Source organism: Streptomyces purpurascens, from assembly GCF_045040895.1.
Lineage (GTDB): Bacteria > Actinomycetota > Actinomycetes > Streptomycetales > Streptomycetaceae > Streptomyces > Streptomyces purpurascens.
The window spans coordinates 7456869-7482317 of sequence record NZ_CP108341.1; the positions used below are offsets into that span (position 1 = coordinate 7456869).

At 71.6% G+C, this 25449-nt stretch carries 22 protein-coding genes; 11 read left to right on the forward strand and 11 right to left on the reverse strand.

Annotation, left to right across the window (positions count from 1 at the left end):
• Positions 1-31: 31 nt before the first annotated feature.
• Positions 32-1774, forward strand: coding sequence for a pyruvate dehydrogenase (locus OHU35_RS33915; protein WP_405508039.1), 1743 nt, complete (start codon positions 32-34; stop codon positions 1772-1774).
• A gap of 6 nt (positions 1775-1780) precedes the next feature.
• Here the strand turns inward: OHU35_RS33915 and OHU35_RS33920 are convergent, their stop codons facing one another.
• A complete protein-coding gene (locus OHU35_RS33920) occupies positions 1781-3058 on the reverse strand; it encodes a helix-turn-helix transcriptional regulator (RefSeq protein ID WP_189721407.1) in 1278 nt (425 codons plus the stop codon).
• A 232-nt stretch (positions 3059-3290) separates the two neighbouring features.
• Between OHU35_RS33920 and OHU35_RS33925 the strand changes: the two genes are divergently transcribed.
• Together OHU35_RS33925 and OHU35_RS33930 are read left to right on the forward strand one after the other, a co-directional pair.
• Entirely contained in the window at positions 3291-3914 is a 624-nt protein-coding gene (locus OHU35_RS33925) for a hypothetical protein (protein ID WP_189721406.1), read from the forward strand.
• A gap of 430 nt (positions 3915-4344) precedes the next feature.
• On the forward strand, positions 4345-4827 hold the full coding sequence (locus OHU35_RS33930; protein WP_189721405.1) for an ATP-binding protein: 483 nt from the start codon (positions 4345-4347) through the stop codon (positions 4825-4827).
• 55 nt (positions 4828-4882) lie between these two features.
• On the opposite strand, the gene OHU35_RS33935 is transcribed toward OHU35_RS33930, so the two are convergent.
• Both OHU35_RS33935 and OHU35_RS33940 read right to left on the reverse strand, forming a co-directional pair.
• Positions 4883-5923: a DUF2637 domain-containing protein gene (locus OHU35_RS33935; RefSeq protein WP_189721404.1), complete on the reverse strand. Its 1041-nt coding sequence runs from the start codon at positions 5921-5923 to the stop codon at positions 4883-4885.
• Between the two features lie 257 nt (positions 5924-6180).
• Positions 6181-7032 carry a (2Fe-2S)-binding protein gene (locus OHU35_RS33940; protein ID WP_405508042.1) on the reverse strand — a complete coding sequence of 284 codons (852 nt, stop codon included), beginning with the start codon at positions 7030-7032 and terminating at the stop codon, positions 6181-6183.
• 169 nt (positions 7033-7201) lie between these two features.
• Here OHU35_RS33940 and OHU35_RS33945 point away from each other — a divergent pair, with 169 nt between their 5' ends.
• Positions 7202-8011: a GntR family transcriptional regulator gene (locus OHU35_RS33945; protein WP_189721402.1), complete on the forward strand. Its 810-nt coding sequence runs from the start codon at positions 7202-7204 to the stop codon at positions 8009-8011.
• A 279-nt stretch (positions 8012-8290) separates the two neighbouring features.
• Here OHU35_RS33945 and OHU35_RS33950 read toward each other — a convergent pair whose 3' ends face one another.
• Both OHU35_RS33950 and OHU35_RS33955 read right to left on the reverse strand, forming a co-directional pair.
• Positions 8291-9055 (reverse strand): hypothetical protein, encoded by a 765-nt coding sequence (locus tag OHU35_RS33950; protein WP_229872755.1) that lies wholly within the window; start codon positions 9053-9055, stop codon positions 8291-8293.
• Between the two features lie 165 nt (positions 9056-9220).
• Positions 9221-10894: a PucR family transcriptional regulator gene (locus OHU35_RS33955; RefSeq protein ID WP_405508044.1), complete on the reverse strand. Its 1674-nt coding sequence runs from the start codon at positions 10892-10894 to the stop codon at positions 9221-9223.
• Positions 10895-11272: 378 nt separating this feature from the next.
• On the opposite strand from OHU35_RS33955, the gene OHU35_RS33960 reads away from it, so the two are divergent.
• The 5 genes from OHU35_RS33960 to OHU35_RS33980 all read left to right on the forward strand — a co-directional run bounded on the left by OHU35_RS33960 (position 11273) and on the right by OHU35_RS33980 (position 17921).
• Entirely contained in the window at positions 11273-12163 is an 891-nt protein-coding gene (locus OHU35_RS33960) for a xanthine dehydrogenase family protein subunit M (RefSeq protein ID WP_189721399.1), read from the forward strand.
• Positions 12163-12744: a (2Fe-2S)-binding protein gene (locus OHU35_RS33965; RefSeq protein ID WP_189721398.1), complete on the forward strand. Its 582-nt coding sequence runs from the start codon at positions 12163-12165 to the stop codon at positions 12742-12744. Before OHU35_RS33960 ends, OHU35_RS33965 begins: the two co-directional genes overlap by 1 nt.
• Positions 12745-12746: 2 nt before the next feature.
• Entirely contained in the window at positions 12747-15143 is a 2397-nt protein-coding gene (locus OHU35_RS33970; RefSeq protein ID WP_405508046.1) for a xanthine dehydrogenase family protein molybdopterin-binding subunit, read from the forward strand.
• A 128-nt stretch (positions 15144-15271) separates the two neighbouring features.
• Positions 15272-16726 (forward strand): NCS2 family permease, encoded by a 1455-nt coding sequence (locus OHU35_RS33975; RefSeq protein WP_189721396.1) that lies wholly within the window; start codon positions 15272-15274, stop codon positions 16724-16726.
• A gap of 43 nt (positions 16727-16769) precedes the next feature.
• The gene (locus OHU35_RS33980) at positions 16770-17921 is read left to right on the forward strand and encodes an XdhC/CoxI family protein (RefSeq protein ID WP_233878519.1); all 1152 of its coding nucleotides are present in this window, start codon (positions 16770-16772) and stop codon (positions 17919-17921) included.
• A gap of 36 nt (positions 17922-17957) precedes the next feature.
• On the opposite strand, the gene OHU35_RS33985 is transcribed toward OHU35_RS33980, so the two are convergent.
• Both OHU35_RS33985 and OHU35_RS33990 read right to left on the reverse strand, forming a co-directional pair.
• Entirely contained in the window at positions 17958-18398 is a 441-nt protein-coding gene (locus OHU35_RS33985; RefSeq protein ID WP_189721394.1) for an SRPBCC family protein, read from the reverse strand.
• Positions 18399-18486: 88 nt separating this feature from the next.
• A complete protein-coding gene (locus tag OHU35_RS33990) occupies positions 18487-19275 on the reverse strand; it encodes a polysaccharide deacetylase family protein (protein WP_372498739.1) in 789 nt (262 codons plus the stop codon).
• Between the two features lie 119 nt (positions 19276-19394).
• On the opposite strand from OHU35_RS33990, the gene OHU35_RS33995 reads away from it, so the two are divergent.
• Positions 19395-20396, forward strand: a complete 1002-nt coding sequence (locus tag OHU35_RS33995) for a glycosyltransferase family 2 protein (RefSeq protein ID WP_189721393.1) — start codon at positions 19395-19397, stop codon at positions 20394-20396.
• Positions 20393-21004, forward strand: a complete 612-nt coding sequence (locus OHU35_RS34000; protein ID WP_405508049.1) for a D-glycero-alpha-D-manno-heptose-1,7-bisphosphate 7-phosphatase — start codon at positions 20393-20395, stop codon at positions 21002-21004. The genes OHU35_RS33995 and OHU35_RS34000 overlap by 4 nt, the downstream gene beginning before the upstream one ends.
• Before the next feature lie 12 nt (positions 21005-21016).
• On the opposite strand, the gene OHU35_RS34005 is transcribed toward OHU35_RS34000, so the two are convergent.
• The 4 genes from OHU35_RS34005 to OHU35_RS34020 all read right to left on the reverse strand — a co-directional run bounded on the left by OHU35_RS34005 (position 21017) and on the right by OHU35_RS34020 (position 25427).
• Positions 21017-21337 carry a DUF3040 domain-containing protein gene (locus OHU35_RS34005; RefSeq protein ID WP_189721392.1) on the reverse strand — a complete coding sequence of 107 codons (321 nt, stop codon included), beginning with the start codon at positions 21335-21337 and terminating at the stop codon, positions 21017-21019.
• A 113-nt stretch (positions 21338-21450) separates the two neighbouring features.
• Entirely contained in the window at positions 21451-22377 is a 927-nt protein-coding gene (locus tag OHU35_RS34010; RefSeq protein ID WP_189721391.1) for a polysaccharide pyruvyl transferase family protein, read from the reverse strand.
• Between the two features lie 72 nt (positions 22378-22449).
• Positions 22450-23892: a family 43 glycosylhydrolase gene (locus OHU35_RS34015; RefSeq protein WP_405508051.1), complete on the reverse strand. Its 1443-nt coding sequence runs from the start codon at positions 23890-23892 to the stop codon at positions 22450-22452.
• A 29-nt stretch (positions 23893-23921) separates the two neighbouring features.
• Positions 23922-25427 carry a family 43 glycosylhydrolase gene (locus OHU35_RS34020; RefSeq protein WP_405508052.1) on the reverse strand — a complete coding sequence of 502 codons (1506 nt, stop codon included), beginning with the start codon at positions 25425-25427 and terminating at the stop codon, positions 23922-23924.
• Between the last annotated feature and the right edge of the window lie 22 nt (positions 25428-25449).

Here is a 25449-nt window from a genome sequence, read left to right on the forward strand (position 1 = left end):
TCCCAGGAGACCGAAGGGGCAGACGAGAGCCATGGCCAAACAGAACGTCGCGGAACAGTTCGTCGACATCCTGACCCGTGCCGGAGTCAAACGTCTCTACGGGGTCGTCGGCGACAGCCTGAACCCGGTGGTCGACGCCGTCCGCCGCAACTCCGCCATCGACTGGATCCATGTCCGGCACGAGGAGACCGCCGCCTTCGCCGCAGGCGCCGAAGCCCAGATCACGGGCAGGCTCGGCGCCTGTGCCGGCTCCTGCGGGCCCGGCAACCTCCACCTCATCAACGGTCTGTACGACGCCCACCGCTCCATGGCGCCCGTCCTCGCCCTCGCCTCCCACATCCCCTCCAGCGAGATCGGCCTCAACTTCTTCCAGGAGACCCACCCCGACCGGCTGTTCGCCGAGTGCAGCCACTACAGCGAGCTGATCTCCAGCCCGAAGCAGATGCCCCGGCTGCTCCAGACCGCCATCCAGAACGCCGTCGGCCGCAGCGGCGTCAGCGTCGTCTCCCTGCCCGGCGACATCGCCGACGAGCCCGCCCCGGAGAAGGCCGCCGAGACCGCCCTCGTCACCTCCCGGCCGACGGTCCGCCCGGGCGACGAGGAGATCGACCGGCTCGTGAAGATGATCGACGAGGCCGGCAAGGTCACCCTGTTCTGCGGCAGCGGCACCCAGGGCGCGCACGCCGAGGTCATGGAGTTCGCCGGGAAGGTCAAGTCCCCGGTGGGGCACGCGCTGCGCGGCAAGGAATGGATCCAGTACGACAACCCGTACGACGTGGGCATGAGCGGGCTCCTCGGCTACGGCGCCGCCTACGAGGCCACCCACGAGTGCGACCTGCTGATCCTGCTCGGCACCGACTTCCCCTACAACGCCTTCCTCCCCGACGACGTAAAGATCGCCCAGGTCGACGTCCGGCCCGAACACCTCGGCCGTCGCTCGAAGCTGGACCTCGCCGTGTGGGGCGACGTACGGGAGACACTGCGCTGTCTGATCCCGCGGGTGCGGGAGAAGAAGAACCGCCGCTTCCTCGACCGGATGCTGAAGAAGCACGCGGACGCGCTGGAGGGGGTGGTGAAGGCGTACACCCGCAAGGTGGAGAAGCACACGCCGATCCACCCCGAGTACGTCGCGTCCGTACTGGACGAAGTGGCCTCCGACGACGCCGTGTTCACCGTCGACACCGGCATGTGCAACGTCTGGGCCGCCCGCTACATCACGCCCAACGGCCGCCGCCGCGTGATCGGCTCCTTCTCCCACGGCTCGATGGCCAACGCGCTGCCCATGGCGATCGGCGCGCAGTTCACCGACCGCAAGCGGCAGGTCGTGTCGATGTCCGGCGACGGCGGGTTCTCCATGCTGATGGGCGACTTCCTGACGCTGGTGCAGTACGACCTCCCGGTCAAGGTCGTCCTGTTCAACAACTCCTCCCTCGGCATGGTCGAGTTGGAGATGCTGGTCGCCGGGCTGCCGTCCTACGGCACCGCCAACAAGAACCCCGACTTCGCCGCCGTCGCCCGGGCCTGCGGCGCGTACGGCGTACGGGTCGAGAAGCCCAAGGAACTCGCCGGCGCCCTCAAGGACGCCTTCAAGCACAAGGGCCCGGCCCTCGTCGACGTCGTCACCGACCCCAACGCGCTGTCCATCCCACCGAAGATCAAGGCCGAGATGGTGACCGGCTTCGCCCTGTCCGCCTCCAAGATGGTGCTGGACGGCGGGGTCGGCCGGATGCTCCAGATGGCCCGCTCCAACCTGCGCAACGTGCCCCGGCCTTGAGCGCGGTCAGCTGTAAGGCCCCCACTGGCGTGCCGAGGTGTCGTACATGTACCGGGGCAGGCCCTTGATGCCGCTGGTGCGGAACGGCCGACCGGCGTCGTCGATACGGACCGTGCCCTTGCGGCCCTGGGAGGACCAGTCCAGCTCCAGGTACCAGCGGCAGTCGCACGTCACGGTCCGCGCGGTGACCAGCAGCACCTCGGGGTCCTCGGCCGAGACGCGGTACGGCATGCGCACCGCCGGGATCGGCACGCCGGTGTCGCTCCCGGCGACCGCGTGGGCGATGGGGCGGTCCTTGTCCAGGTCCACGTCGAAGGAGCGCGGGGTGACCGCACCGCCGCAGCCCTGGTCCATGGCGTAGGCGTTGCCCGGGGCGGGGGCCGTGCGCCCCACCACGCGCACGCGCAGCGCGTTCAGCACGACGGCCGTGTCGGTCCGCCCCTGCACCGACAGTTCCACGAGCGTCTCGCCGCCGTGCACCGCGCCCTGCGTCGCCGCCCAGGTCCCGGCGTCCTGCGGGGCCGGGGGCGGGGGCACCTGCCGCGGCGGCTTGGCGATGACGTAGTCGTGACCGCAGCCGAGCTTCCAGGCCTGGGAGTTGACGGACCAGGTGAGAGGCAGGGCGGGCTTCTTCCCGCTGCGCGGCGGGGTGGTGGTGGTCCGGGCGGAGGGGGCGGGGGAAGATCTCTTCTTCCTCTTCGGGGTGGCGGATGCGGAAGGCCGCTCGGAGGCGGGGGTGCCGCTCGGGGTGGGCGAGGTGCTGCTTCGGTCCGGTGCCTTGGCTTCCGTCGTGCCGGACGCGGCGGGTCCGGCCGTACGGGCACGGTCGGCGGCGGAGCGCCGTCCGTCCGGCAGCGCCGACAGACTCCCGAGCGTCGCGAGCACCGCACAGGCGGCGGCCAGCCCGATCGCGACGCGCCTGCGGCGGTACCAGGGGTGGCGGGGGAGCGGGGACGGGTCCGGGTCGCCCGCTTCCTCCCCGGCAGGTGTCGTCTCCTCCGCCGCACTCGCCGTACGAGGCCGCCGGCGTGCCGCCACCGCCAGGAGCCAGCGGCGGTGGAGCTCCAGGCGTTCCTCCGGGGTCGCCCCGCAGAGCGCGGCGAAACGCTCCACGGGGGCGAAGTCGACAGGGACCGCCTCGCCCGCGCAATAGCGGTGCAGGGTCGAGGTGTTCATGGCCAGACGGCGGGCCAGCGCACCGTAACTGCGGTCCGTGCGCTCCTTCAGCGCCCTCAGCAGCGCCGCGAACTCACCGACGTCGTCCACGTCGTCCTGTGCCGACACGGTTCCCCCGCCCTCGTAAGGTCCGACCCGGCCCGGGACGGCATCCCAGGCACCCTTGTACCTGCACGTCAGACGGGCTGGGATGGTTCCACCCCGGCCGATCGGCAGCGGGCTGTTGCGCCCGGCCGCTGTGACCGCTGATGCTCTTGGTGTCGCACCGACCAGGCCCGGGCCGACCAGCCGGCCTCGCCGCGGCATCCACGTCCACGCACTCATCCACGGGGGAACACCCATGTCCATGCGCATCCGAACGAGCGCTCTCACCGCACTCACCGTCGCCGCCCTCGCGGCGGGCACGGTCCTCACGGCACCGGCCGCCGGCGCCGCGCCGAAGGCCGCCGCGCCCAAGTTCCTGTCGGCGTCCCAGCTGCCGCCGCACCCGACCTCGTCCTGGACCGCCGGGCCGGTCACCGAGGGGTTCCCGGAGGGACTCGGCTTCTGCGTGAGTACGGAGGGTGTGCTCGACTACGACTACCGGCACCGGGAGTTCCGGACCGACCTGGACACCAGCGCCGTGCAGTTGACCGTCGTGACGGGCTCAGCCGCCCAGGCCAAGGCCCTGGCGAAGCACTACGACGACCTGATCCGCACCTGCGCGGACCGCATCGAGGAGTCCTCCCCCGACATCGAGGCCGAGGGCCGGGACTACGGCTCGCTGCCGGTCGAGGAGGGCGCCCGCGTCCGCGGACTGCACACCGAGACCTCCTGGGGGGCCACGGACATCGCACTGCTGTCCGTCGGACAGGACGGCAGGACCGTCACCGTCGTGGAGTGGGGGCAGATGGGCGACTTCGGCGACGCCCCCGTGGCCGCCTTCAAGAAGACGACGACCACCGCCGTCAAGAAGCTGTACTGACCGCGCGACCACCGGAGAGAACCAGGGCCGTCCTCCCGCCACGGGGGTGGGGAGGACGGCCCTGTTCCGGTCAAGGGCCCGGGGAAGACCGTCGTACTTCGGCCAACTTCACCGGACCGCCGCGCACGGGGGCCGGCTGCCCCGCTCCTTCGTCGCGTACGCAAGGATCGGCAGCCGGCCCTCGGTACTTCGGCCGATCTCCTGCGGTCACGATCCGCACGAGGACATGTACCGGCTACCCTCTTGTCCCCCTCTCCGCATCCGCCGTACCGCTCAGCGGCCCGCAGCCCGGCCCGCCGGTCCCGTCCGATTGGCCGAACACCCGGTCGTTGACGACTCGACATGACTGCCGCGTGTCCGATCGGGCATGGATCCCCGTGAACGTGTTCGAGGCAGGAGGGGAACCGACATCGGCGCGCGGGCGGGGGTCATGGAGAGGCAGGCACGAGGAGGCGGTCCCATAACGATCGGGGCCTTCTCGGCGAAGACGGCGGACGACAAGACCGACGACGACACGGAGCAGGTGCCCGTGCCTCAGCTGAGGCGCAGACTCGGGCGGGCGGACCTGCGGGCCGTGCCGGAAGCCCGCAGGGCCCTGCGGGAGCTGCTCGGGCAGTGGGGGAGGACCGGGCGATCGGACGTAGCGGAACTGCTCACCAGCGAACTCGTCACCAACGCGATCGTCCACACCGATCGCGACGCGCTCCTGACGGCCACGGTCGGACCGCGTGGACTGCGGGTGGAGGTAAGGGACTTCGTGGCCCGCAGACCCCGGCTGCGCGTACCGATCGCCGACGACGGTACGAACGGCAGGGGCCTGTTCCTCGTTCAGTCCCTCGCGGACTCCTGGGGCGTCAGGCCGCACGGAGTGGGCAAGGCCGTCTGGTTCGAGCTGGAGGCCGAGGCGGCGTGAACGGGAAGGGGGCGCGGCCCGCAGGCCACGCCCCCTTCCCGGCTGTTCGGCCGGACTAGCCGAACTGCTGCTCCAAATCCTTGAGCTTGCGCTCCAGGGAGTCGAGACGCGGCAGTGCCATGGTGTCGTCCTCTGCGGTGAGGTCGACGGTCACCGGGTCAGCTCCTTTGCGAGCGGGCTGCAGGGAGGGACGCGAGCGGACGGGCAGCGGCTCCGGCGCGGATATGGCAGGCTCCGCGGTGACCTGCGAGGAGCCGCGCTCCACCTGCACCTCGAGCTGCCGGCCGCCACCGCGGCCGAAGTGGCCGCGGTGACCGCGGCTGATCGCCTTCAACTGGGCTCGCTCCACGCGCTGCTGGTCGCGGCGCCGCTGCCGGGCCTCGTCCTTCTTGCGCTTGTCGTCGCGCACCTCGTCGACCGCCTCGTCGAGGCTGCGCACGCCCTCCAGGAGCATCAGCGACCAGGCGCTGTACGTCTCCCGGGGGGCCCGCAGCCAGCGGACGATACGGATCTGCGGCAGCGGGCGCGGCACCAGGCCCTGCTCCCGCAGGGCGGCGCGGCGGGTCTGCTTCAGCGCGCGGTCGAAGAGCACCGCCGCGGACAGCGACATGCCGGCGAAGAAGTGGGGGGCGCCGTCGTGGCCGATGCCCCTGGGCGCGTGCACCCAGTTGAACCAGGCGGCGGCGAGGGCGAACGTCCAGACCAGTATCCGGGAGCCGAGCGCCGCGTCACCGTGGCTGGCCTCGCGCACCGCGAGCACGGAGCAGAACATCGCCGCGCCGTCCAGGCCGAACGGGACGAGGTACTGCCAGCCGCCGCTGAGGCCGAGGTTCTGCTCGCCGAAGCCGACCAGGCCGTGGAAGGAGAGTGCGGCGGCGACGGCCGCGCAGCAGAAGAGGAGGACGTAGGAGACGGTGCCGTAAAGGGCCTCCTTGCGTCTGCGGCGTTCCTCGCTGCGCTCCCAGGAATCGTCCGCGCTCGTGTCCTTGACCGAGGAGCGCTTGCCGCGCGCGAGAACCGCTATCGCCGCCAGCATGCCCAGGAGGAGCACGGCGCCCGGAAGCAGCCAGTTCAGCGATATGTCGGTCAGTTTCATCTGGGTGGTCCCTTGCATTGGGATAGGGCGTAACGCCCGCCATAGTGGCCCAATCCCAACGGCCCTCAGGGGGTTTCGGGGCAAGAGGCCGCCAAGGAAGTGCAAGGGAATGTTCAGGGCGGCGTTCTGCTCGAACTGCCGCGTGAGGGGCGGGAGTTGAGTTCGAACAAGACTACCCGTACGGGTGGTTCTCCGGAAAGTTCCTGCGAGTTCCCGCGATGATCTTACGGGTGGAGCCGACTAATTCTGAGTGCGTCTCAACTGGCGGTGGCCAGCAGCTTGGTGACCCGGTCGGCGTCGCAGGTGCGCGGGCAGGTGGCGCAGGTGTCCTGCGGGCGCAGTGTGTAGAACATGCAGCAGCTCGCGCGGTCCCGGGTGCGCAGCGGCTCGCCGCCGGGGCCGGTCAGCTCCCGGAACGCCGCCGTGCCCACGTACGGCTTCGTCGCGCCCGGCAGGAGCAGTTCCAGCTCGCGCATCGCGCGCCGTTCCTCGATCTCGCCGAACAGCTGGGCGACGTACCAGAGCCCCTCTACGATCTCGTCGGTCGCCATGCCCCACAGGGCCCGGCCGCGACGCCGCATCCGGGGGCCGAAACCGGTCAGGACCGGCTCCAGGTGCTCGGCGACCGCCGACCGCACCTCGGCCCGCAGCGCGTCCTCGTCCGGGACGACCCGGGCGCCGGGCAGTGCGGCGGCCTCGTCGCCGGGCAGACAGGCGAAGCCGGCCGGGCGGACGGCCATGCGGCCGATGGGGTGGCCGGGGGCGGTGCGGTCGTACGAGACGTGCGTCGCGGGGTAGCGGGGCACGCGGCGGTTCAGGAACCAGGGGACGGTGATCAGGAGGCAGGCGGGCCAGGCGTAGCGGTGCAGGCCGAAGCTGGCGACGACGTCGGGGCGGGCCCGCTGGTCGTAGTCCCGCTCTATCTGATCCTCGTCCCAGGACAGGAAGGCGTCGAGGGCGGGACCGGCGGCCGCGAGGTCGGTGGCCGCGGCCCAGGCGCCGCCCTGCGGGGTCGCGTCCCCGGGGTTCAGTTCGGTGACGGCGAGCCCCGGGAGGACCTCGGCCAGACGGGCGTAGGCGCCGGAGACGGCCGAACGGGGCACGGGCATGCGATCACCGATCCACGTCTGGATAAGAGCGGGGGTTCTTGGAGGTAAGCCTAACCTAACCCAAGATCGCTGGGATTTGAACTGGCGGCCGGTGCGCTTATGGTGCTTGACGGAGAAGTGACAACCCGCCGTAATGACCCCAAGTACCGATACGTCCGGAGGAGGACCCTTGAAGCAGGGCGCGCAGGGTTCCGCCGGGACGGGGGAGCCCTGGCCGGCTGTGCCGGCTGCCGGGCAGGCTCGGGTGCCGCGGCAGGCCGGGGCGGCGAGGGTCGAGGGGGTGGCGGGAGCCGACGGTGCGGTGCGCGGTGAGCACACGCACGGTGAGCCGGTCCTCCCGCGGCCCAGGCCCGTCGTCCAGCGGTCCTCCGTGCGCGGGCAGATCGTGGACGCGCTGCGGGCCGCGCTGGTGGCCGGGGATCTGAGGCCCGGTGAGGTGTACTCGGCGCCGGTGCTGGGCGAGCGGTTCGGGGTGTCGGCGACGCCGGTGCGCGAGGCGATGCAGCAGCTGGCCATCGAGGGTGCCGTCGAGGTTGTGCCGAACCGTGGGTTCCGGGTGGTCGAGCGGGGGGCGCGGGAGCTGGCGGAACTGGCCGAGGTCCGGTCCCTGATCGAGGTCCCGGTGATGCTGCGGCTGGCCCGTACTGTTCCCGCCGAGCGCTGGGCCGAGCTCCGGCCGCTCGCCGAGGCGACGGTCCGCGCGGCGTCCTCCGGCTGCCGCGCGACCTATGCGGAGTCCGACCGGGTGTTCCACCGGGCCGTGCTGTCCCTCTCCGGCAACGAGCAGCTGGTCCAGATCGCGGAGGACCTGCACCGGCGGGCGCAGTGGCCGCTGGTCGGGGGCGGGCCGGGCGGTCGGGGGCGGGCCGACCTGGTGGCGGACGCGCATGAACACACGGCGTTGCTGGACGCGTTGATCGCCCGGGATCTGGATGTGGTGCGGGGGCTGGTGGGGGAGCACTTCACGGGCGCGGGCTGAGGGGAGCGCGCGTCGCGCCTTTCGCCGGGTGGTGGGTCGGGGACGTGTCGGGGGGTGTCCGTCCTCGGAACGGCGCGATGGGGTTGGACGCCGACTGACTGGCGTTGACGCGCCAACCAGCTGCGGGCGGACACCCCCCGACACGTCCCCTTCCGTGCGTACCCAGCTGCGGGCATGCGTGCCGCTGGGGGCGGCACGGGTGGGCGCAGCGGCACCTCGTCGCGCCGAGCTGCGCACCCACCCGGCCTCAGCTGCCACGCCGGGTGCCTCGTGACGTGCTCAAGCTGTCGCCGCCGGCGGCAACGGGGCCAACTGCCGTGCCAGCCACGTCGGTACGCCCCCGAGCAGCCGGTACAGCCGCCGGGCCTCCTCCCGCAGCCGGGACGCCTCCGGCTCGGTCTCCGTGTCGGCCAGGGACACCAGGGCCGGGGCCGTACCCACGAGATACCCCAGCTCCTCCCGGATCCGCAGCGACTCCGCGAAACCATGGCGGGCCTCGGCCAACTCCCCGTCCCGCAGGGCGAGTCCGGCCAGATGGCGCCAGGTGAACGACAGCAACAGGGGGTTGGCGTGCGCCGTAGCCCCCGCGTGCGCACGGCGGTACGCCGCCCGCGCCGCCTGCGGGGCACTCGTCAGGTTCTCCGCCAGCAGACCGCGACGGAAGTCCAGCAGGGCCCGCTGCGCGGCCCCCGGAGGGATCAGCGCGGCCGCCCGCCCCAGCGCGGCCCGCGCCTCGTCGGCCCGGTCCCGCACCACGAGCAGCGTCGACGCGTAGGCCAAGTAACCGCGTTCACAAGCGGCCGCGCCCCGCTCGTCGTCGGTGTGGGCCAGCGCCTCGGCCGTGCGCAGCGCGTCCTCGGCCTCCTCCCAGCCCCGCTCGGTGTACAGACACCGTTCCACCAGCAACGACGCGCGTTGGAGCGCCGCCGCGGGCGTGTCCGGCAGCAGCAGGGCGGCCGCGTCGGCCCAGCACCCGCGTGAGCGCAGCCGCCATACCGCGGTCTGGAGGGGATCGTCGCCAGCGGTCGTTCCGTTACCAGACATGGCGGTATGCGCCACGTTGCCCTCCCCGAGCACGCCATCGAGCTGTTGAGTGGTGGCGGCATCTCAGCACGAATCGCGGCGTCGGGCCAAGAGGGTGGGTGAAGGATTTCACAAAGTCGTGGGACTCAGGGGCGTCCCGTGTTTGGGGACGGGACAGCCCGGGTCTCAGCTCATACGCAGGGCCAGGAAGAAATCCAGCTTGTCCTCGAGCCGCGACAGGTCACGGCCCGTCAACTGCTCGATCCGTCCGACCCGGTAGCGCAGCGTGTTGACGTGCAGGTGGAGGCGGCCGGCGCAGCGGGTCCAGGAGCCGTCGCAGTCCAGGAACGCCTCCAGGGTGGGGATCAGCTCGGCCCGGTGGCGGCGGTCGTAGTCCCGGAGGGGGTCCAGGAGGCGGGCCGTGAAGGCGCGGCGGACGTCGTCCGGGACGAAGGGGAGCAGGAGGACGTGCGACGCCAGTTCCTGGTGGCCCGCCGCGCAGACCCGGCCCGGGCGTGCCGCCGCCACCCGGCGGGCGTGGCGGGCCTCCTCCAGGGCGCCTCGCAGGCCCTCCGCCGAGTGCACGGCCGCGCTGACGCCGATGGTGAGGTGCCCGTCGCCGTCGAGACCCGCCGTGAGGGGGTCCCGTACGGATTCCAGGAGTGCGTCCGCGAGGACGCCGGTCTCGGAGCCGTCGTGCTCCGCCGTGACGGCGGGCAGGGGGACCAGGGCGATGGCCTCGTCGCCGGTGTGGGCGACGGCGATGCGGTCGGAGTGCTCCGGGCCCGCCGCCAGAGGGTCGACGAGGATCTCCTCCAGCAGGGCCTGGGCCACCGGGCCGCCCTCGATCTCGTCCCCGTCCCAGTCGACGCGGGCCACGACCACCTGCCAGTGCGGCGCGGCCCCGAGGCCGGGCAGCAGCACCGGCGCGGCCACGCGCAGGCGGGCGGCGATCTCGGCGGGGGCCGCGCCCGTCTGGACCAGTTCCAGCACCTCCTGGGCGAGACGGCGGCGGACCGTGCGGGCCGCGTCGCGGCGGTCCCGCTCGACCGCGATCAGCTGGGTGACACCGTGCAGCAGGTCGAGGCGCTCCTCGGCCCAGTCCCCGGCGTCCGCCTCGACGGCCAGCAGCCAGTCGGACAGCAGGGTCTCGCGGGCGTCGCGGGCGGTTTGCGGGGAGCGGACCGTCGAGCGGATCGGGAACAGGGAGTAGGTGGTGCCGCCCAGGAGGACGCGGTGCGGGGCGCGGCGGCCCGTGCGGGTGGCGGTCAGGTGTTCCGCCGCCAGTCGTCCGCAGGTCTCGGCGGGCAGAGCGGGCCCCGCGGCCTTCGAGCCCGCGATCAGCCGGCCGGTGGGGGCGAGCACCCAGGCCCGCAGGTCCAGGTCCGAGCCGAGCAGGTCCAGGACCACGTCCGGGCCGCCGCCCGCCGGGCCCGAGGTCATCATCCGGCGGTGGCGGTCGACCACCGCCGCGAGGTCTCCGGCGCGCTCACCTGAGACCTGTCGTACGACGTGCTCGGTGATCGTTGCGAACGCCACCGACTCGTGCACCGCGAAGAGGGGGAGACGGTGGCGGGCGCAGGCCGTGACCAGGTCGGCCGGGACGTCTCCGAGCTCGGCCTCGCCCGCGGCGAGGGCCGTCACGCCCTGCTGCACCAGGATCCGCACGAAGGGCTCCGAGTCCTCGGCGTCATGGCGCCAGGCCAGGCCCGTGAGCACCAGCTCGCCGCCCGAGAGGTAGCGGCTGGGGTCGCGGAGGTCGGTGGTCATCACGCCGCGCACCGAGCGGTCCAGCTCTTCCTCGCCGCCGAGCAGCTTGAGGCCCAGCGCGTCGGTGTCCAGCAGTGCGCGCAGCCGCATTCTCGTCGCCGCCGTTCTTTGTCTCGAAATCAGTGGTGGATCTTGGTGGGGTGCGGGGTGAACGTCTGTTCGTCGGGCTGGTGAGCGATGTTCACCAGCCCCGAACCGTTGTCCCGGCTGTGTCCCAGGTCACGCGGCTGTGTCGCGCGTTTCCACAGGAGAACGAGGAGGTTTCTGATGGCCTCCGTTCATACGAATCTACAAGATGCCCGTCCTGGCCAGCCAACTCCTTCATGGTTTCCGTGACTGACCCCGTCGGAGTACCGCGCTGTGTACTGAGGCCACTACGCGTAAACAGCACATGAACGAGCCGGGACCGCCGCACACGGATTGGCTCAATCTGAACGCCCCACGAGATGACGGAGAAGAGAGCCGGTCATGGACTTCCTTCGCCCCGCCAGCTGGGAGGAGGCGCTCGCCGCGAAAGCCGAGCACCCCACAGCTGTGCCGATTGCGGGTGGCACCGACGTGATGGTCGAGATCAACTTCGACCACCGCCGGCCCGAGTACCTCATGGACCTGAACCGCGTCGGCGATCTCTCCGAGTGGGAGGTCGGCGAGGAGAGCGTACGGCTGGGTGCCTCCGTGCCGTACACGAAGATCATGGAGAACCTGCGCGCGGAACTGCCGGGGCTGGCCCTCGCCTCGCACACGGTCGCCTCCCCGCAGATCCGCAACCGCGGCGGCGTCGGCGGCAACCTCGGCACCGCCTCCCCGGCCGGCGACGCCCACCCCGCCCTGCTCGCCGCGGGCGCGGAGGTGGAGGTCGAGTCGGTGCGCGGGTCGCGCCGTATCCCGATCGACGAGTTCTACAAGGGGGTGAAGCGCAACGCGCTGGCGGCCGATGAGCTGATCCGGGCCGTGCACGTCAAGAAGGCCGACGGGCCGCAGCAGTTCTCCAAGGTGGGGACCAGGAACGCGATGGTCATCGCCGTGTGCGCGTTCGGGCTCGCGCTGCATCCCGAGACGCGGACCGTGCGGACGGGTATCGGCTCGGCCGCCCCGACCCCCATTCGGGCCAAGGCCGCCGAGGAGTTCCTGAACGCCGCTCTGGAGGAGGGCGGCTTCTGGGACAACGGGAAGATCGTCACCCCGTCGGTCGCCAAGCAGTTCGCCGACCTGTGCTCCGCCGCCTGCAACCCGATCGACGACGTCCGGGGCACCGCGAGCTACCGCCGCCACGCCGTCGGCGTCATGGCCCGCCGCACGCTGACCTGGACCTGGGAGTCCTACCGCGGCGCCCGCCGCCACACGGAGGGAGCTGCGTAATGCGCGTCAACTTCACGGTCAACGGCCGTCCGCAGGAAGCCGACGACGTCTGGGAGGGCGAGTCCCTGCTGTACGTGCTGCGGGAGCGCATGGGCCTTCCCGGGTCGAAGAACGCCTGTGAGCAGGGGGAGTGCGGGTCCTGCACGGTCCGGCTCGACGGGGTGCCGGTGTGCTCGTGTCTGGTGGCCGCCGGGCAGGCGGAGGGCCGCGAGGTCGTCACCGTCGAGGGGCTCGCGGACTTCGCCAAGCAGCGCGCCGAGAGCGGCTGCGCGAGCGGGGCCTGCGGTACGTCGCTGCAGGACGCCCAGGAGTGGCAGGCCAAGGGCACCGACTCGCAGACCGGCGAGGGCACCGAACTCTCCCCGATCCAGCAGGCGTTCATCGACGCCGGCGCCGTCCAGTGCGGATTCTGCACGCCCGGACTGCTGGTCGCCGCCGACGAGATGCTGGAGCGCAACCCCAACCCGAGCGACGCGGACATCCGTGAGGCGCTGTCGGGCAACCTGTGCCGCTGCACCGGCTACGAGAAGATCATGGACGCGGTCCGCCTGGCGGCCGCCCGGCAGGGAGAGGCGGTCTGAGCATGCCCACCAATGGCGCACCTACGAAGATCACCCAGGGCTCCCGGACCAAGGGCGGCATCGGCGAGTCCACGCTCCGCCCGGACGGCACCCTCAAGGTCACCGGCGAGTTCGCGTACTCGTCCGACATGTGGCACGAGGACATGCTGTGGGGCCAGATCCTCCGGTCGACCGTCGCGCACGCCGAGATCGTGTCCATCGACACCAGCGAGGCACTGGCCACGCCGGGCGTCTACGCCGTGCTGACGTACGACGACCTGCCCACCGAGGTGAAGAACTACGGGCTGGAGATCCAGGACACCCCGGTCCTCGCCCACGGCAAGGTCCGCCACCACGGAGAGCCGGTCGCGATCGTCGCCGCCGATCATCCGGAGACGGCCCGCCGCGCCGCCGCGAAGATCAAGGTCGACTACCGCGAACTGCCCGTCATCACCGACGAGGCCTCGGCGACCGCGCCGGACGCGATCCTCGTCCACGAGGGCCGCGACGACCACCACGCCGGGCACGTCCCGCACCCGAACATCGTCCACCGCCAGCCGATCATCCGCGGTGACGTCGACGCCGCTCGGCAGCGGGCCGACGTCATCGTCGAGGGCGAGTACACCTTCGGCATGCAGGATCAGGCCTTCCTCGGCCCCGAGTCCGGCCTCGCCGTGCCGGAGGAGGACGGCGGCGTCCACCTCTACATCGCCACCCAGTGGCTGCACAGCGATCTGCGCCAGATCGCGCCCGTGCTCGGCCTGCCCGAGGACAAGGTGCGGATGACGCTGTCCGGCGTCGGCGGCGCGTTCGGCGGCCGCGAGGACCTGTCGATGCAGATCCACGCCTGCCTGCTCGCGCTGCGCACGGGCAAGCCCGTCAAGATCGTCTACAACCGGTTCGAGTCCTTCTTCGGGCACGTCCACCGCCACCCGGCGAAGCTGTACTACGAGCACGGGGCCACGCGCGACGGCAAGCTGACCCACATGAAGTGCCGGATCGTCCTGGACGGCGGCGCCTACGCCTCCGCCTCCCCGGCCGTCGTCGGCAACGCCTCCTCGCTGTCCGTCGGCCCGTACGTGATCGACGACGTGGACATCGAGGCCGTCGCCCTCTACACCAACAACCCGCCCTGCGGCGCCATGCGCGGCTTCGGCGCGGTCCAGGCGTGCTTCGCCTACGAGGCGCAGATGGACAAGGTGGCGAAGAAGCTCGGCATGGATCCGGTGGAGTTCCGGCAGCTCAACGCCATGGAGCAGGGCACGCTCCTGCCGACTGGCCAGCCCGTCGACTCCCCGGCCCCCGTCGCCGAACTCCTGCGCCGCGTCAAGGCGATGCCGATGCCGCTGGAGCGCCAGTGGGAGTCCAGCGAGGGCGCCGACGTACGGCAGCTGCCGGGCGGCCTGTCCAACACCACGCACGGGGAAGGCGTCGTACGCGGTGTCGGCTACGCGGTCGGGATCAAGAACGTGGGCTTCTCCGAGGGGTTCGACGACTACTCGACCGCGAAGGTGCGGATGGAGGTCGTGGGCGGCGAGCCCGTGGTCACGGTCCACACGGCCATGGCCGAGGTCGGGCAGGGCGGTGTCACCGTCCACGCGCAGATCGCCCGGACCGAGCTGGGCGTCACGCAGGTGACCATCAACCCGGCCGACACCCGGGTGGGCAGCGCCGGTTCGACCTCCGCCTCCCGGCAGACGTATGTCACCGGCGGTGCCGTGAAGAACGCCTGCGAGATCGTCCGCGAGAAGGTCCTGGAGATCGGGCGCCGCAAGTTCGGCTCCTACCACCCGGCCTGGGCCACGGCCGAGCTGCTGCTGGAGGGCGGCAAGGTCGTCACCGACGGCGGTGAGGTCCTCTCCGACCTGGCCGACGTCCTGGAGGGCGAGACCGTCGAGGTCGAGGAGGAGTGGCGGCACCGGCCGACCGAGGCCTTCGACCTGCGCACCGGGCAGGGCAACGGGCATGTGCAGTACTCCTTCGCCGCCCACCGTGCCGTCGTCGAGGTCGACACCGAGCTCGGGCTGGTGAAGGTCATCGAGCTGGGCTGTGCCCAGGACGTCGGCAAGGCGCTCAACCCGCTGTCCGTGCTCGGCCAGATCCAGGGCGGCACGACCCAGGGCCTGGGCGTGGCGGTCATGGAGGAGATCGTCGTCGACCCGAAGACGGCGAAGGTGAAGAACCCCTCCTTCACCGACTACCTGATCCCGACCATCCTCGACACGCCGACCATCCCGGTCGACGTCCTCGAACTCGCCGACGAGCACGCCCCGTACGGGCTGCGCGGCATCGGCGAAGCGCCCACCCTGTCGTCGACGCCGGCGGTCCTCGCGGCCATCCGGAACGCGACCGGGCTCGAGCTGAACCGGACTCCGGTACGGCCCGAACACCTCACGGGTACGTCACTCTCCGAGGCCTGAACGGGAGAGTTCCGTCCGGGGGACCGCGTCCCTCGCTCCCCCGGACCCCATTGGTTCGTCCAGTTCGTCTCGGGCCGTCCCCCGGGTCGTGCATCCCAACCCCCTATGAAACTTGGGAGTAGGCCCACATGACCCAGTCACTTGAGCCGAGGACCACAGCCGAAGACGCGGGCGAAGGCACCCGCGTCCCGGCCGGACGGTCCTGGCTCGACCGGTACTTCCACATATCCGGCAGAGGATCCACGGTCGCGCGTGAGGTGCGCGGCGGTGTCACGACCTTCATGGCGATGGCGTACATCCTCCTGCTCAACCCCCTGATCCTGTCCGGCAAGGACGTGGCGGGGGACACCCTCGCGCAGAAGGGCCTGATCACCGCGACCGCCTTCGCGGCGGCCCTCACCACGCTGCTGATGGGGTTCGTCGGCAAGGTGCCGCTCGCCCTCGCCGCGGGCCTGTCCGTCTCCGGCGTCCTCGCCTCCCAGGTCGCGCCCGAGATGACCTGGCCGCAGGCGATGGGCATGTGCGTGATGTACGGCGTGATCATCATGCTGCTGGTCGTCACCGGCCTGCGCGAGATGATCATGAACGCGATCCCGCTCGCGCTCAAGCACGCCATCACCATGGGCATCGGCCTGTTCATCGCCCTCATCGGCTTCTACAAGTCCGGCTTCGTGCACCAGGGGGAGGCCACTCCCGTCACGCTCGGCCCGGCGGGCGAACTGGCCGGCTGGCCGGTCCTGCTCTTCGCCGGCACCCTGCTGCTGATCTTCATGCTCCAGGCCCGGAACATCCCGGGCGCCATCCTCATCGGCATCATCAGCGGCACCGTCGTGGCCGCGATCCTGAACGCGGCCGGCGTCATCGATCCCAAGCAGTGGGCGGCCGGGGCACCCGAACTGCACGGCAGCGCGGTGTCCATGCCCGACTTCTCGCTCTTCGGGGACGTGGAGTTCGGCGGCTGGGGCGAGGTCGGCGCGATGACCGTCGGCATGATCGTCTTCACGCTGGTGCTGGCCGGGTTCTTCGACGCGATGGCGACCATCATCGGCGTGGGCACCGAGGCCGAGCTCGCCGACGACAAGGGCCGGATGCCGGGCCTGTCCAAGGCGCTGTTCATCGACGGGGCCGGCGGCGCGATCGGAGGCGTGTCCGGCGGCTCGGGACAGACGGTGTTCATCGAGTCCGCGACGGGTGTCGGGGAAGGCGCGCGCACGGGCCTCGCCTCGGTCGTCACCGGTGCGTTCTTCGCCGCCTGTCTGTTCTTCACGCCGCTCACCGCGATCGTGCCGCAGGAGGTCGCGTCCGCCGCCCTCGTCGTCATCGGCGCGATGATGCTGATGAACGCCCGGCACGTGGACTGGGCCGACCGGGCCACCGCCATCCCGGTGTTCCTGACGGTCGTCCTGATGCCGTTCACGTACACCATCACCACCGGTGTCGCCGCGGGCGTCATCTCCTACGTCGCCATCAAGACCGCCCAGGGCAAGGTGCGCGAGATCGGCGCCTTCATGTGGATCCTGACGGCGGTGTTCCTCGTGTACTTCGCCCTCAACCCGATCGAGAGCTGGCTGGGCGTCCACTGACGCCCGGCGCACCAGCCCCGCAGCCTCAAGGAGACCGAGACAGATGCTGGACATCGCCGAGGAGCTGAACCGGTGGGTCGGCCAGGGCCGTGACTTCGCCGTGGCCACCGTGGTGGCCGTAGGCGGCAGCGCGCCCCGCCAGCCCGGCGCCGCGCTCGCGGTGGACGCCGAGGGCACGGCGATCGGCTCGGTCTCCGGAGGCTGCGTGGAGGGCGCGGTCTACGAGCTGTGCGCACAGGCGCTGCGGGACGGCGAGACCGTCCTGGAGCGCTTCGGCTACAGCGACGACGACGCCTTCGCCGTGGGCCTGACCTGCGGCGGCGTCATCGACATCCTGGTCACCCCGGTACGGGCCGCCGATCCGGTCCGGCCGGTGGTCGCGTCCGCGCTCACCGCCGCCGCTCAAGGGGAGGCGGCGGCGGTGGCGCGGATCGTGTCGGGCCCGCGCGAACTGACGGGCCGGGCCCTGCTGGTCCGCCCCGACGGGTCCTGCGAAGGCGGTTTCGGCGCCCACCCGGAACTGGACCGTACGGTCGCCGCCGAGGCGGGCGCCTTCCTGGACGCCGGTCGCACCGGCACCCTGGAGATCGGGGAGCAGGGCTCACGCTGCGGAGCACCGCTCACGGTCCTGGTCGAGTCCTCGGTCCCGGCGCCCCGCATGATCGTCTTCGGCGCGATCGACTTCGCGTCGGCACTGGTCCGCATGGGCAAGTTCCTCGGCTACCACGTCACGGTGTGCGACGCGCGGCCCGTCTTCGCGACCCGGACGCGTTTCCCGGAGGCCGACGAGATCGTCGTCGAGTGGCCCCACCGGTACCTGGAGGGCACGGACGTCGACGCCCGTACGGTCCTGTGCGTCCTGACCCACGACGCCAAGTTCGACGTGCCCCTGCTGCGGCTGGCGCTGCGCCTGCCGGTGGCGTACGTCGGTGCCATGGGCTCCCGGCGCACCCACCTGGACCGCAACGCCCGTCTGCGTGAAGTCGGGGTCACCGAGCTGGAGTTGAGTCGGCTGCACTCGCCGATCGGTCTGGACCTCGGGGCCCGTACGCCCGAAGAGACGGCCTTGTCCATCGCGTCGGAGATCGTCGCCGACCGGCGCGGAGGCAGCGGGGTGTCGCTGACCGGGGCCCACACGCCGATCCACCACGAGCCGGAGCCGGGGAGGGTGGGGCGGATCGGGACGGTGGCCTGAGGCCCTGGGGGACCGGCCCGGTGTTCCCGGCGCCCGTCACGCCTGTCGCAGCAGGCGGTTCAGCGCACGGCCGAACACATACCGTGCCGAGCGCCGCACCACGCCGTCGAAGAGCGACGGCAGCAGCCGGATCCGGATCTCCTCCCGCCACACCACGCGGGTGCGGCCGCCGGGCCCCGGCCGCACCTCCAGCTCCGCCCAGCCCAGCACCACACGGCCCCGCTTCTCCAGACGGCACATCCCCGGGGCCCCGTCCTCCGGGGGCTCCCACACCGTGACCTCCATCGGGTCGTCGAACGACAGCGGTCCGACGCCCGTGCGGGCCACGACGCGAGTGCCGACGCGGGTCGGCCCGGCCGGGACCGGCCCGACCCGCGTCAAGGGCACCCCCTCACCGTGCCGCCGCCACTCCGTGATCCGCCGCCACGCCTCGTCGAGGGGGAGCGGGACCGTCCGTTCGAGCAGGATGTTCGCCACGTCCCGATCGTAGGGAACCCACGCTGCCCGGCGGCCCGCTCGGGTACGGCTCACCCACTCGGCCCAGAGCCGTCCGAGGGTTTGTGCCCTACCGGTACACCTTCCCGGGCTCCGCCTTCCCCGGTGCCAACAGGTGGGGCACCGTCACGAACACGTACCCCCGTTCCTTGAGCGCGTCGATGATGCCCGGGACGGCCGGCACCGTGCCGTCGTAGATGTCGTGCAGCAGGATGATCCCGTCCCGGGACGCCTGGGTGAGGACGCGGCGGGTGATCAGGTCCGAGTCGGTCGTCTTGTAGTCCTTGGCCGTCACGCTCCACAGCACCTCGGCGAGGCCCAGCTCGCGGCAGATCTCGTGCACGGTGTCGTCGGTGCGGCCCTGGGGCGGGCGCATCAGGGTCGGGCGCTGTCCGGTGAGGCGTTCTATCTCCTGGTTGGGGCGTTCCAGCTCCTCGCGTATCTCCTCGGGTCTCAGCTGGGTCAGGATCTTGTGGTCCCAGGTGTGGCTGGCCACCTCATGGCCTTCGTCGGCCATGCGCCGTACCAGCTCCGGGTACTTCTCGATGTGCCGCTTGCCGAGGAGGAAGAAGGTCGCCGGGACCTGTCTCTCCTTCAGGATGTCCAGCAGGCGCGCGGAGTGCTCGCTCGGCCCCGCGTCGAAGGTGAGCGCGATGCACTTCGCCCTACGGCAGTCGACAGTGCCGTAGCGGGCCGCCTGGACGTCCGTCGCCGCTTGGGCGCGGACGGCGCTGGGGGCTGTGGCGTCGGGCCCCGCGCAACCGCTCAGCACGAGTGTCAGAGCGGCGATCGCCGTGAGCGTTCCGGCAGTTCGGAACGCGGTCCCCGTTTTCTTCATCTTCTTGGTCAGAGAAGGCATGGCGAGACTATACAGAGCGTGTATACGCGCAGTGTATAGTCCCTGTGGCGTTTGAGACGGCCGTACCGCGGCACTCGCCAGCACCGAAGGCGGGCGATCGTCGCAGGGAGGACAGCCGTATGACCTCGTACGCCGTCGTGATCCCCACCCTCGTACGGGACACCCTCGCCGACTGTCTCGCGGCGCTCGCCGCCGCCACCGGACCGCGCCCCGGCGAGATCGTCCTCGTCGACGACCGGACCGACCCCGGTCCCGGGCAGCTGGAGCACCCGTTGAGCGTGCTCGGCGACCTGCGGGGGCGCACCACAGTGCTGGGCGGCGGCGGTCGTGGGCCCGCCGCCGCCCGCAACACCGGGCTGCGTGCCGTGACGGCGCCGTGGACCGTGTTCCTCGACGACGACGTCCAGGTCGGGCCCCACTGGTGCGATCAGCTGGCCGAGGACCTCGCCGAGGCGTCGCCCGACATCGCGGGCGTCCAGGGCGTCATCGCCGTCCCGCTGCCCGGCGAACGCCGCCCCACCGACTGGGAACGCGGCACGGCGGGACTCGCCCGCGCCCACTGGATCACCTCGGACATGGCGTACCGCACGGAGACGCTCAAGCAGGTCGGCGGCTTCGACGAACGCTTCCGGCGCGCCTTCCGCGAGGACGCCGACCTCGCGCTGCGTGTGCTCGACTCGGGCTGGCGCATCCGGCAGGGCAGCCGCACCACGCGGCACCCCGTGCACCCCGCCTCCCGCTGGGAGTCGGTGCGCCAGCAGCGCGGCAACGCCGACGACGCCCTCATGCGGCATCTGCACGGGCCCGACTGGTGGGACAAGGCGGTCGCGCCGCGCGGCCGGATCCGCACCCACGCGGCGATCACGACCGCGGGTGTCGCCGCGTGCGCCCTCGCCGCCGCCGGGCACGGACGGGCCGCGACGGCCTGCGCGCTCGGCTGGGCGGCCGGCACGGCGGAGTTCGCGCGGGCCCGCATCGCGCTCGGCCCGCGCACCCGCCACGAAGTGACGACCATGGTGGCGACCAGCGTGCTCATCCCGCCGACCGCGACCTGGCACCGGCTGACCGGCGCTTGGCGCCACCGCCACGCCCCCTCCTGGCAGGACGAGGTGACCCCATGAGGCCCATGGGCCCCGAAAGCCCGGTACGTCCGGTGAAGGCCGTGCTGTTCGAGCGCGACGGCACGCTCGTCGAGGACGTCCCCGACAGCGCCGATCCCGACCGCGTACGCCCCGTCGAAGGCGCCCGCGAGGCGCTCGCCCTGCTGCGCGGGCACGGTATCCGCACCGGCGTCCTCACCCACCGGTCCGGTGTCGCGCGCGGGCTGCTCACCGACGCCGACATGCGCCGCGTCAATCACCGCGTCGACGAACTCCTCGGCCCCTTCGACGTGTTCGCCGTCTGCCCGCACGGCCCCGACGACGGCTGCCACTGCCGCTCGCCCCGGCCCGGCATGGTGCTGTGGGCAGCCGGGCGGATCTGCACCCGGCCCGCCGACCTCGTCGTCATCGGCGACACCGGGGCCGACGTGGAGGCCGCACGCCGGGCGGGCTGCCACGGCATCCTCGTCCCGACCGGGCGGACCCGCCCCGAGGAGACCACGCGCGCGGACCACGTCGCCCCGGACCTGCTGACCGCCGCCCGCGCGCTCCTGGACGGACTGCCCCAGGGCCGCTTCCTCGCCGACGAACGCCCCATCCAGGAGGCCTTCACGGCCGATCCCGGGTAGGGCGGCGGACACTCAGGTCCCGCACCACCGGCACATCAACCGGAACGTCGCGTACAGGGTCAGCGGGCACAGGGCGGCGAACGCCCAGATCACGCCCGGATCGGAGGTGACGATCCCGGCCACCAGCAGGCCGACCGACACCGCGAACAGGACCACCACGGTCCAGACGCGGGGGCGGTAGCCGGCCACGCGGGCCAGGACGCGGGCGGGGTCGGGGCGACGGCGCACGCGCAGGGTGCGCAGCCGGCGGTCGAGGCGGCGGTCGCGGCGCAGGGCGCGTTCCATCTCGTCGAGGATGCGTTGCTCGTGATCGGGAAGTCGGCCGATGGACACGCTCTCTCCTTCCGGGCGGCCGGACCGTCTCTCCTCCCGGGGGGACGTGCGGCGGGGGAAGCGGGGAAGTGCAGCGGGGAACGTAGATGCGGATGCCCCGTGAGGTCAGGGAGCTAACCGGCGACCGGTCGTGCCAGTGCCTCGACGAGCCGGTCCGCGCTGTCCGGCACGGTGCCCTCGCGGAATCCGTCGCGGATCTGCCGGGCGGTCACCCGGCCGCCGGTCAGGCACCAGTCCCACCAGCGGTCCAACTGCCGCACGTCCAGCCGCTCGGCGGCCACCAGCGCGGGCCAGCCGCAGGCACGGGCCTGCGCGGTCAGCTTGGCGCCGCCCGCGACCGGGTCGACGGCCAGCACCGGGGTGCCGACCCGCAGCGCGATCACCAGTCCGTGCAGCCGGTCGGTGACGACGAGGTCCATCCGGGCCAGCACCGACTGGAGCTGCGCCGGCGTCGCACTCAGATGCCAGTCGTGCGTGTCGAGCCGCGTCTCCAGTTCCAGCCTGCCGCAGTCCTTCCCGGCCAGCCACCGCGTCACCTCCTCGGCCACCTGCCCGTGCCGCCTCAGCTGCCCGTACTCGTGCTGCCCGTGCGCGAGGATCACCCCGACGACGGGCCGGGCGGGCACGTCCGGGGCGCGGGCCGCCAGATCCTCCACCGGCTCGCGGTCGGGAGCGTCCCGCGGCAGCACCCGGTGGAAGCCGGTCACGGCCGTGCTGCCGGGGTCGATCACGGAGGTGCCCACGGCGATCCGCACACAGTGCGCGAACCGCCGGTGCAGCTCCTCGACCTGCGGCCCGTGCAAGGGGCCGCACACGAACACCAGGTGGGTGTAGTCCTCGGGCCACAGCCGCTCCAGATGCAGGGCCTCCGGACGGAAGCCCGGACTCCAGGCGACGTCGTAGGGGATGCCCGTCCCCCGCAGCACGTCCTCCACCCGGCGCAGGGCCAGGACGTCCCCGGCGGTCGCCTCCCGGTCGCGGAAGCTGAACCATCCGGTCAGCAGAACCCTGCGCGGTCGCTTGCCGTCTTGTGTGTGCACATGCCCTGAGTGCCCCTCCCGCCGGGAAGACAATCGGAACATTACGTGCGATTGCGTGCGTTTAACCTGCCGTCACTGGGCGTAGAAGGTGGCGTCCGCCCGGTCGGTCGCCGTGCTCACCGCCTGCACGTTCAGCAGGTACTCCCAGTGGCGGACGTATCGCCCCGGGTAGTTGTACGACTCGTACGACACGCCCGCCGGGTCGGCCAGCCCGGCACGCCGGTGGAAGGTGGCGTCGGACGCGAACCGCGCGGTGCCGTCGTTCTTCTCCAGCCACACCTCGAAGTTCCTGTGCCGCAGGTAGTGGCCGGGGAAGTTGGCCGACTCCAGTGAGACCGTGCCGCTGCCGGTCAGGCCGCTGACCACGCGGAACTGCGAGTCCGCGAGCGGGGAGACACCGGCCTCGATGCGGGCGCGGTACTCCCAGTGCCGGACGAAGCGGTCCGCGAAGTTGTACGACGAGAAGCGCTGCGGGGTGACCCCGTCGGCCACGGGAATGCCGAAGTCCGGCGTGCCGTCGGCCTTCCAGTACACCTTCTGCACGCGGGTGCGGCGGTTGGGGTCGTTCAGGGGATCGCCGCTGATGTCCTTGTAACCGCGGTCGTGGTACACGAGGACATCGCTCTTTCCGTCCTCGGAGACGGTGAACGAGTTGTGGCCCGGGCCGTACTGGCTGGTCGCGGCGCTGCTCGCGAACACCGGGGCGGGGCTCTTGCTCCAGGACGCCTGGCTGAGCAGGTTCGCGCTCGCGGAGGCGGTGAGCATGCCCAGGCAGTAGTTGCTGTCGGTGGCGCTGGCGGAGTACGTCATGAACACCTTGCCGCCGCGCTGGATGACCGCCGGGCCCTCGTTGACCTTGTAGCCGACGGTCTCCCAGGAATAGGTGGGGCGCGACAGCATCACCGGAGTGCCGGTGATCGTCCAGGGGTTGGCCATCCTCGCCAGATAGATGTCCGTGTTGTTGTTCACGGACGGGTCGCGCTGGGCCCAGGCCAGGTAGCGCACGCCGTTCACGACGAACGTGGTGGCGTCCAGGGAGAAGCTCTCCCACTGGGTCCTGAGCTGCCCCTTCTCCGTCCAGCCGGCGGTGAGCGGGTTGGCGCCCGTGCCCTCCAGGACGTACATCCGGATCGCCCACACGTCGTTGGTGGCGCCCGCCGCGAAGTACACGTACCACTTGCCGTCGATGAAGTGGATCTCCGGCGCCCAGATGTGGGCCCCCATCACACCGCTCGCGTGCTTGGTCCAGATGGTGGTCTCGGGAGCCGTCTTCAGTCCCTGGATGGTGGTCGCCCGGCGCAGCACGATGCGGTCGTACTCGGGGACGGTCGCGGTGAAGTAGTAGTAGCCGTCGGTGTGTTTGAAGATGTGCGGGTCGGCCCGCTGCTCCGCGATCGGGTTGGTGTACGTGACGGCGGGGGAGTCGGGCACGGCGGCGTGTGCGGGCGCTCCCGCGAGGCAGGGTGCGAGGGCGACGAGGACGGCCAGGAGCAGCCGTACGGCGGTGCGTCTCAAGGGAGTTCTCCGGATCAGAGGGGGAACGATCAGGCGGTGGGAACGAGCTTCCACTGCTGGCAGTTGTTGTTCAGCCATGTCCACTGCCGTACGTCGGCGCCGTTCGCGGTGGAGCAATCGGCCACGTCGGCGACCTTGCCGGTGGCCTCGTTGACGATCCGGACGTGGTCGCCGGTCGCGGTGAAGACGAGGCGGTAGCGCTGGCACTTGTTGTTCAGCCAGGACCACTGCCGGATGTCGGCGCCGTCGGAGGCGGAACACTCCGCGGTGTCCATCACCTTGCCGGTGGCGACGTTGACCAGCCGGCTGGTGTCGTCACCCAGGTCCTCGATCCTCCACTTCTGGTTGGCGCCGCCGGTGCAGCTCCACTGGAAGACATCGGTGCCGTCGGCGCTGCTGCCGCCCGCGACGTCCAGGCACTTGCCGCTGTTGCGGTTGACGAGGGCGTACGACGTCGGGGTCGTGGCCGTTTCGCCGGACGGGCCCGGGCGTGTGCCGCCGAGGGTGACCGGTGTGCCGAAGTCGGGGGTGCCGTCGGCGTTCCAGGTGAACTTCTGGGCGCGGGTGGTGCGGGCGTTGCCGCAGCCGCCGTTCGCCGAGGAGTTGGCGTGGTAGACGATCCAGTTCTCGGTGCCGTCGGGCGAGGTGAAGAACCCGTTGTGCCCGGGGCCGTACACGCCGGCCGCGTCATCGCGCTGGAGGACCGGGCTCTGCTTCTTCGTCCAGGACGCCGGGGCGAGCGGATCGGTGCCGGTGAGCTCCAGCAGCCCCAGCTTGTAGTCGGCCGTCTGGCACGAACTCGCGCTGTACGTCAGGAAGGTGCGGCCGTTCCGGTAGAGCGGCTCGGGCGCTTCGTTGACGGGGGAGCCTGATCTCTCCCAGCTCAGCGTCGGGCTGGAGACGACGGTGAAGGCGCTGCTCGCGAGGGTGTACGGATTGCTCATCGGCGCGATGACGAGGCTCTGCGTACCGCCGTTCACGAAGCCGCTGCCGACGAGGTACAGCCGCCCGTTCGCCTGGAGCACGCTCGCGTCGATCAGCCAGCCGCCCGGCGTGAGATTCGATCCGGTCAGCGACCCCTTGTAGGTGTAGGGACCCATCGGGTCGGAACCGGCGCTCTCCAGGACGTGGGTGCGCTGCGAGTCGCAGCAGGCCACACCGCTCCGGCCGGCGGAGTAGTACAGGTACCAGCGGCCGTTCAGGAAGTGGAGCTCCGGCGCCCAGATGTTGGTGTTGCGGCTCGCGTTGGTGTCCGACCACACCTGGACGCTGGGCGCGGTGGCGAGCCCGGCCAGGGTCGGTGACTTCCGCATCGCGAGGATGCCGGTGAACGTCGTGGTGATCAGGTAGTAGTCGCCGTCGTGGTACGTCAGCCAGGGGTCGGCGCCCTTGGCCGACTTGAGCGGGTTGGTGTAGGGCCGCCCGTCGGCCGCGGCCGCCTGCGGGGCGGTCGCCGTCACGAGGGCGAGGAGCAGGGCGAGCACGCAGACGAGCAGGGGGCCGCGGCGCCTGGCCTCAGGGGGAGTCCGGAGCATACGAGCCGCCTCTGTCGGTCCT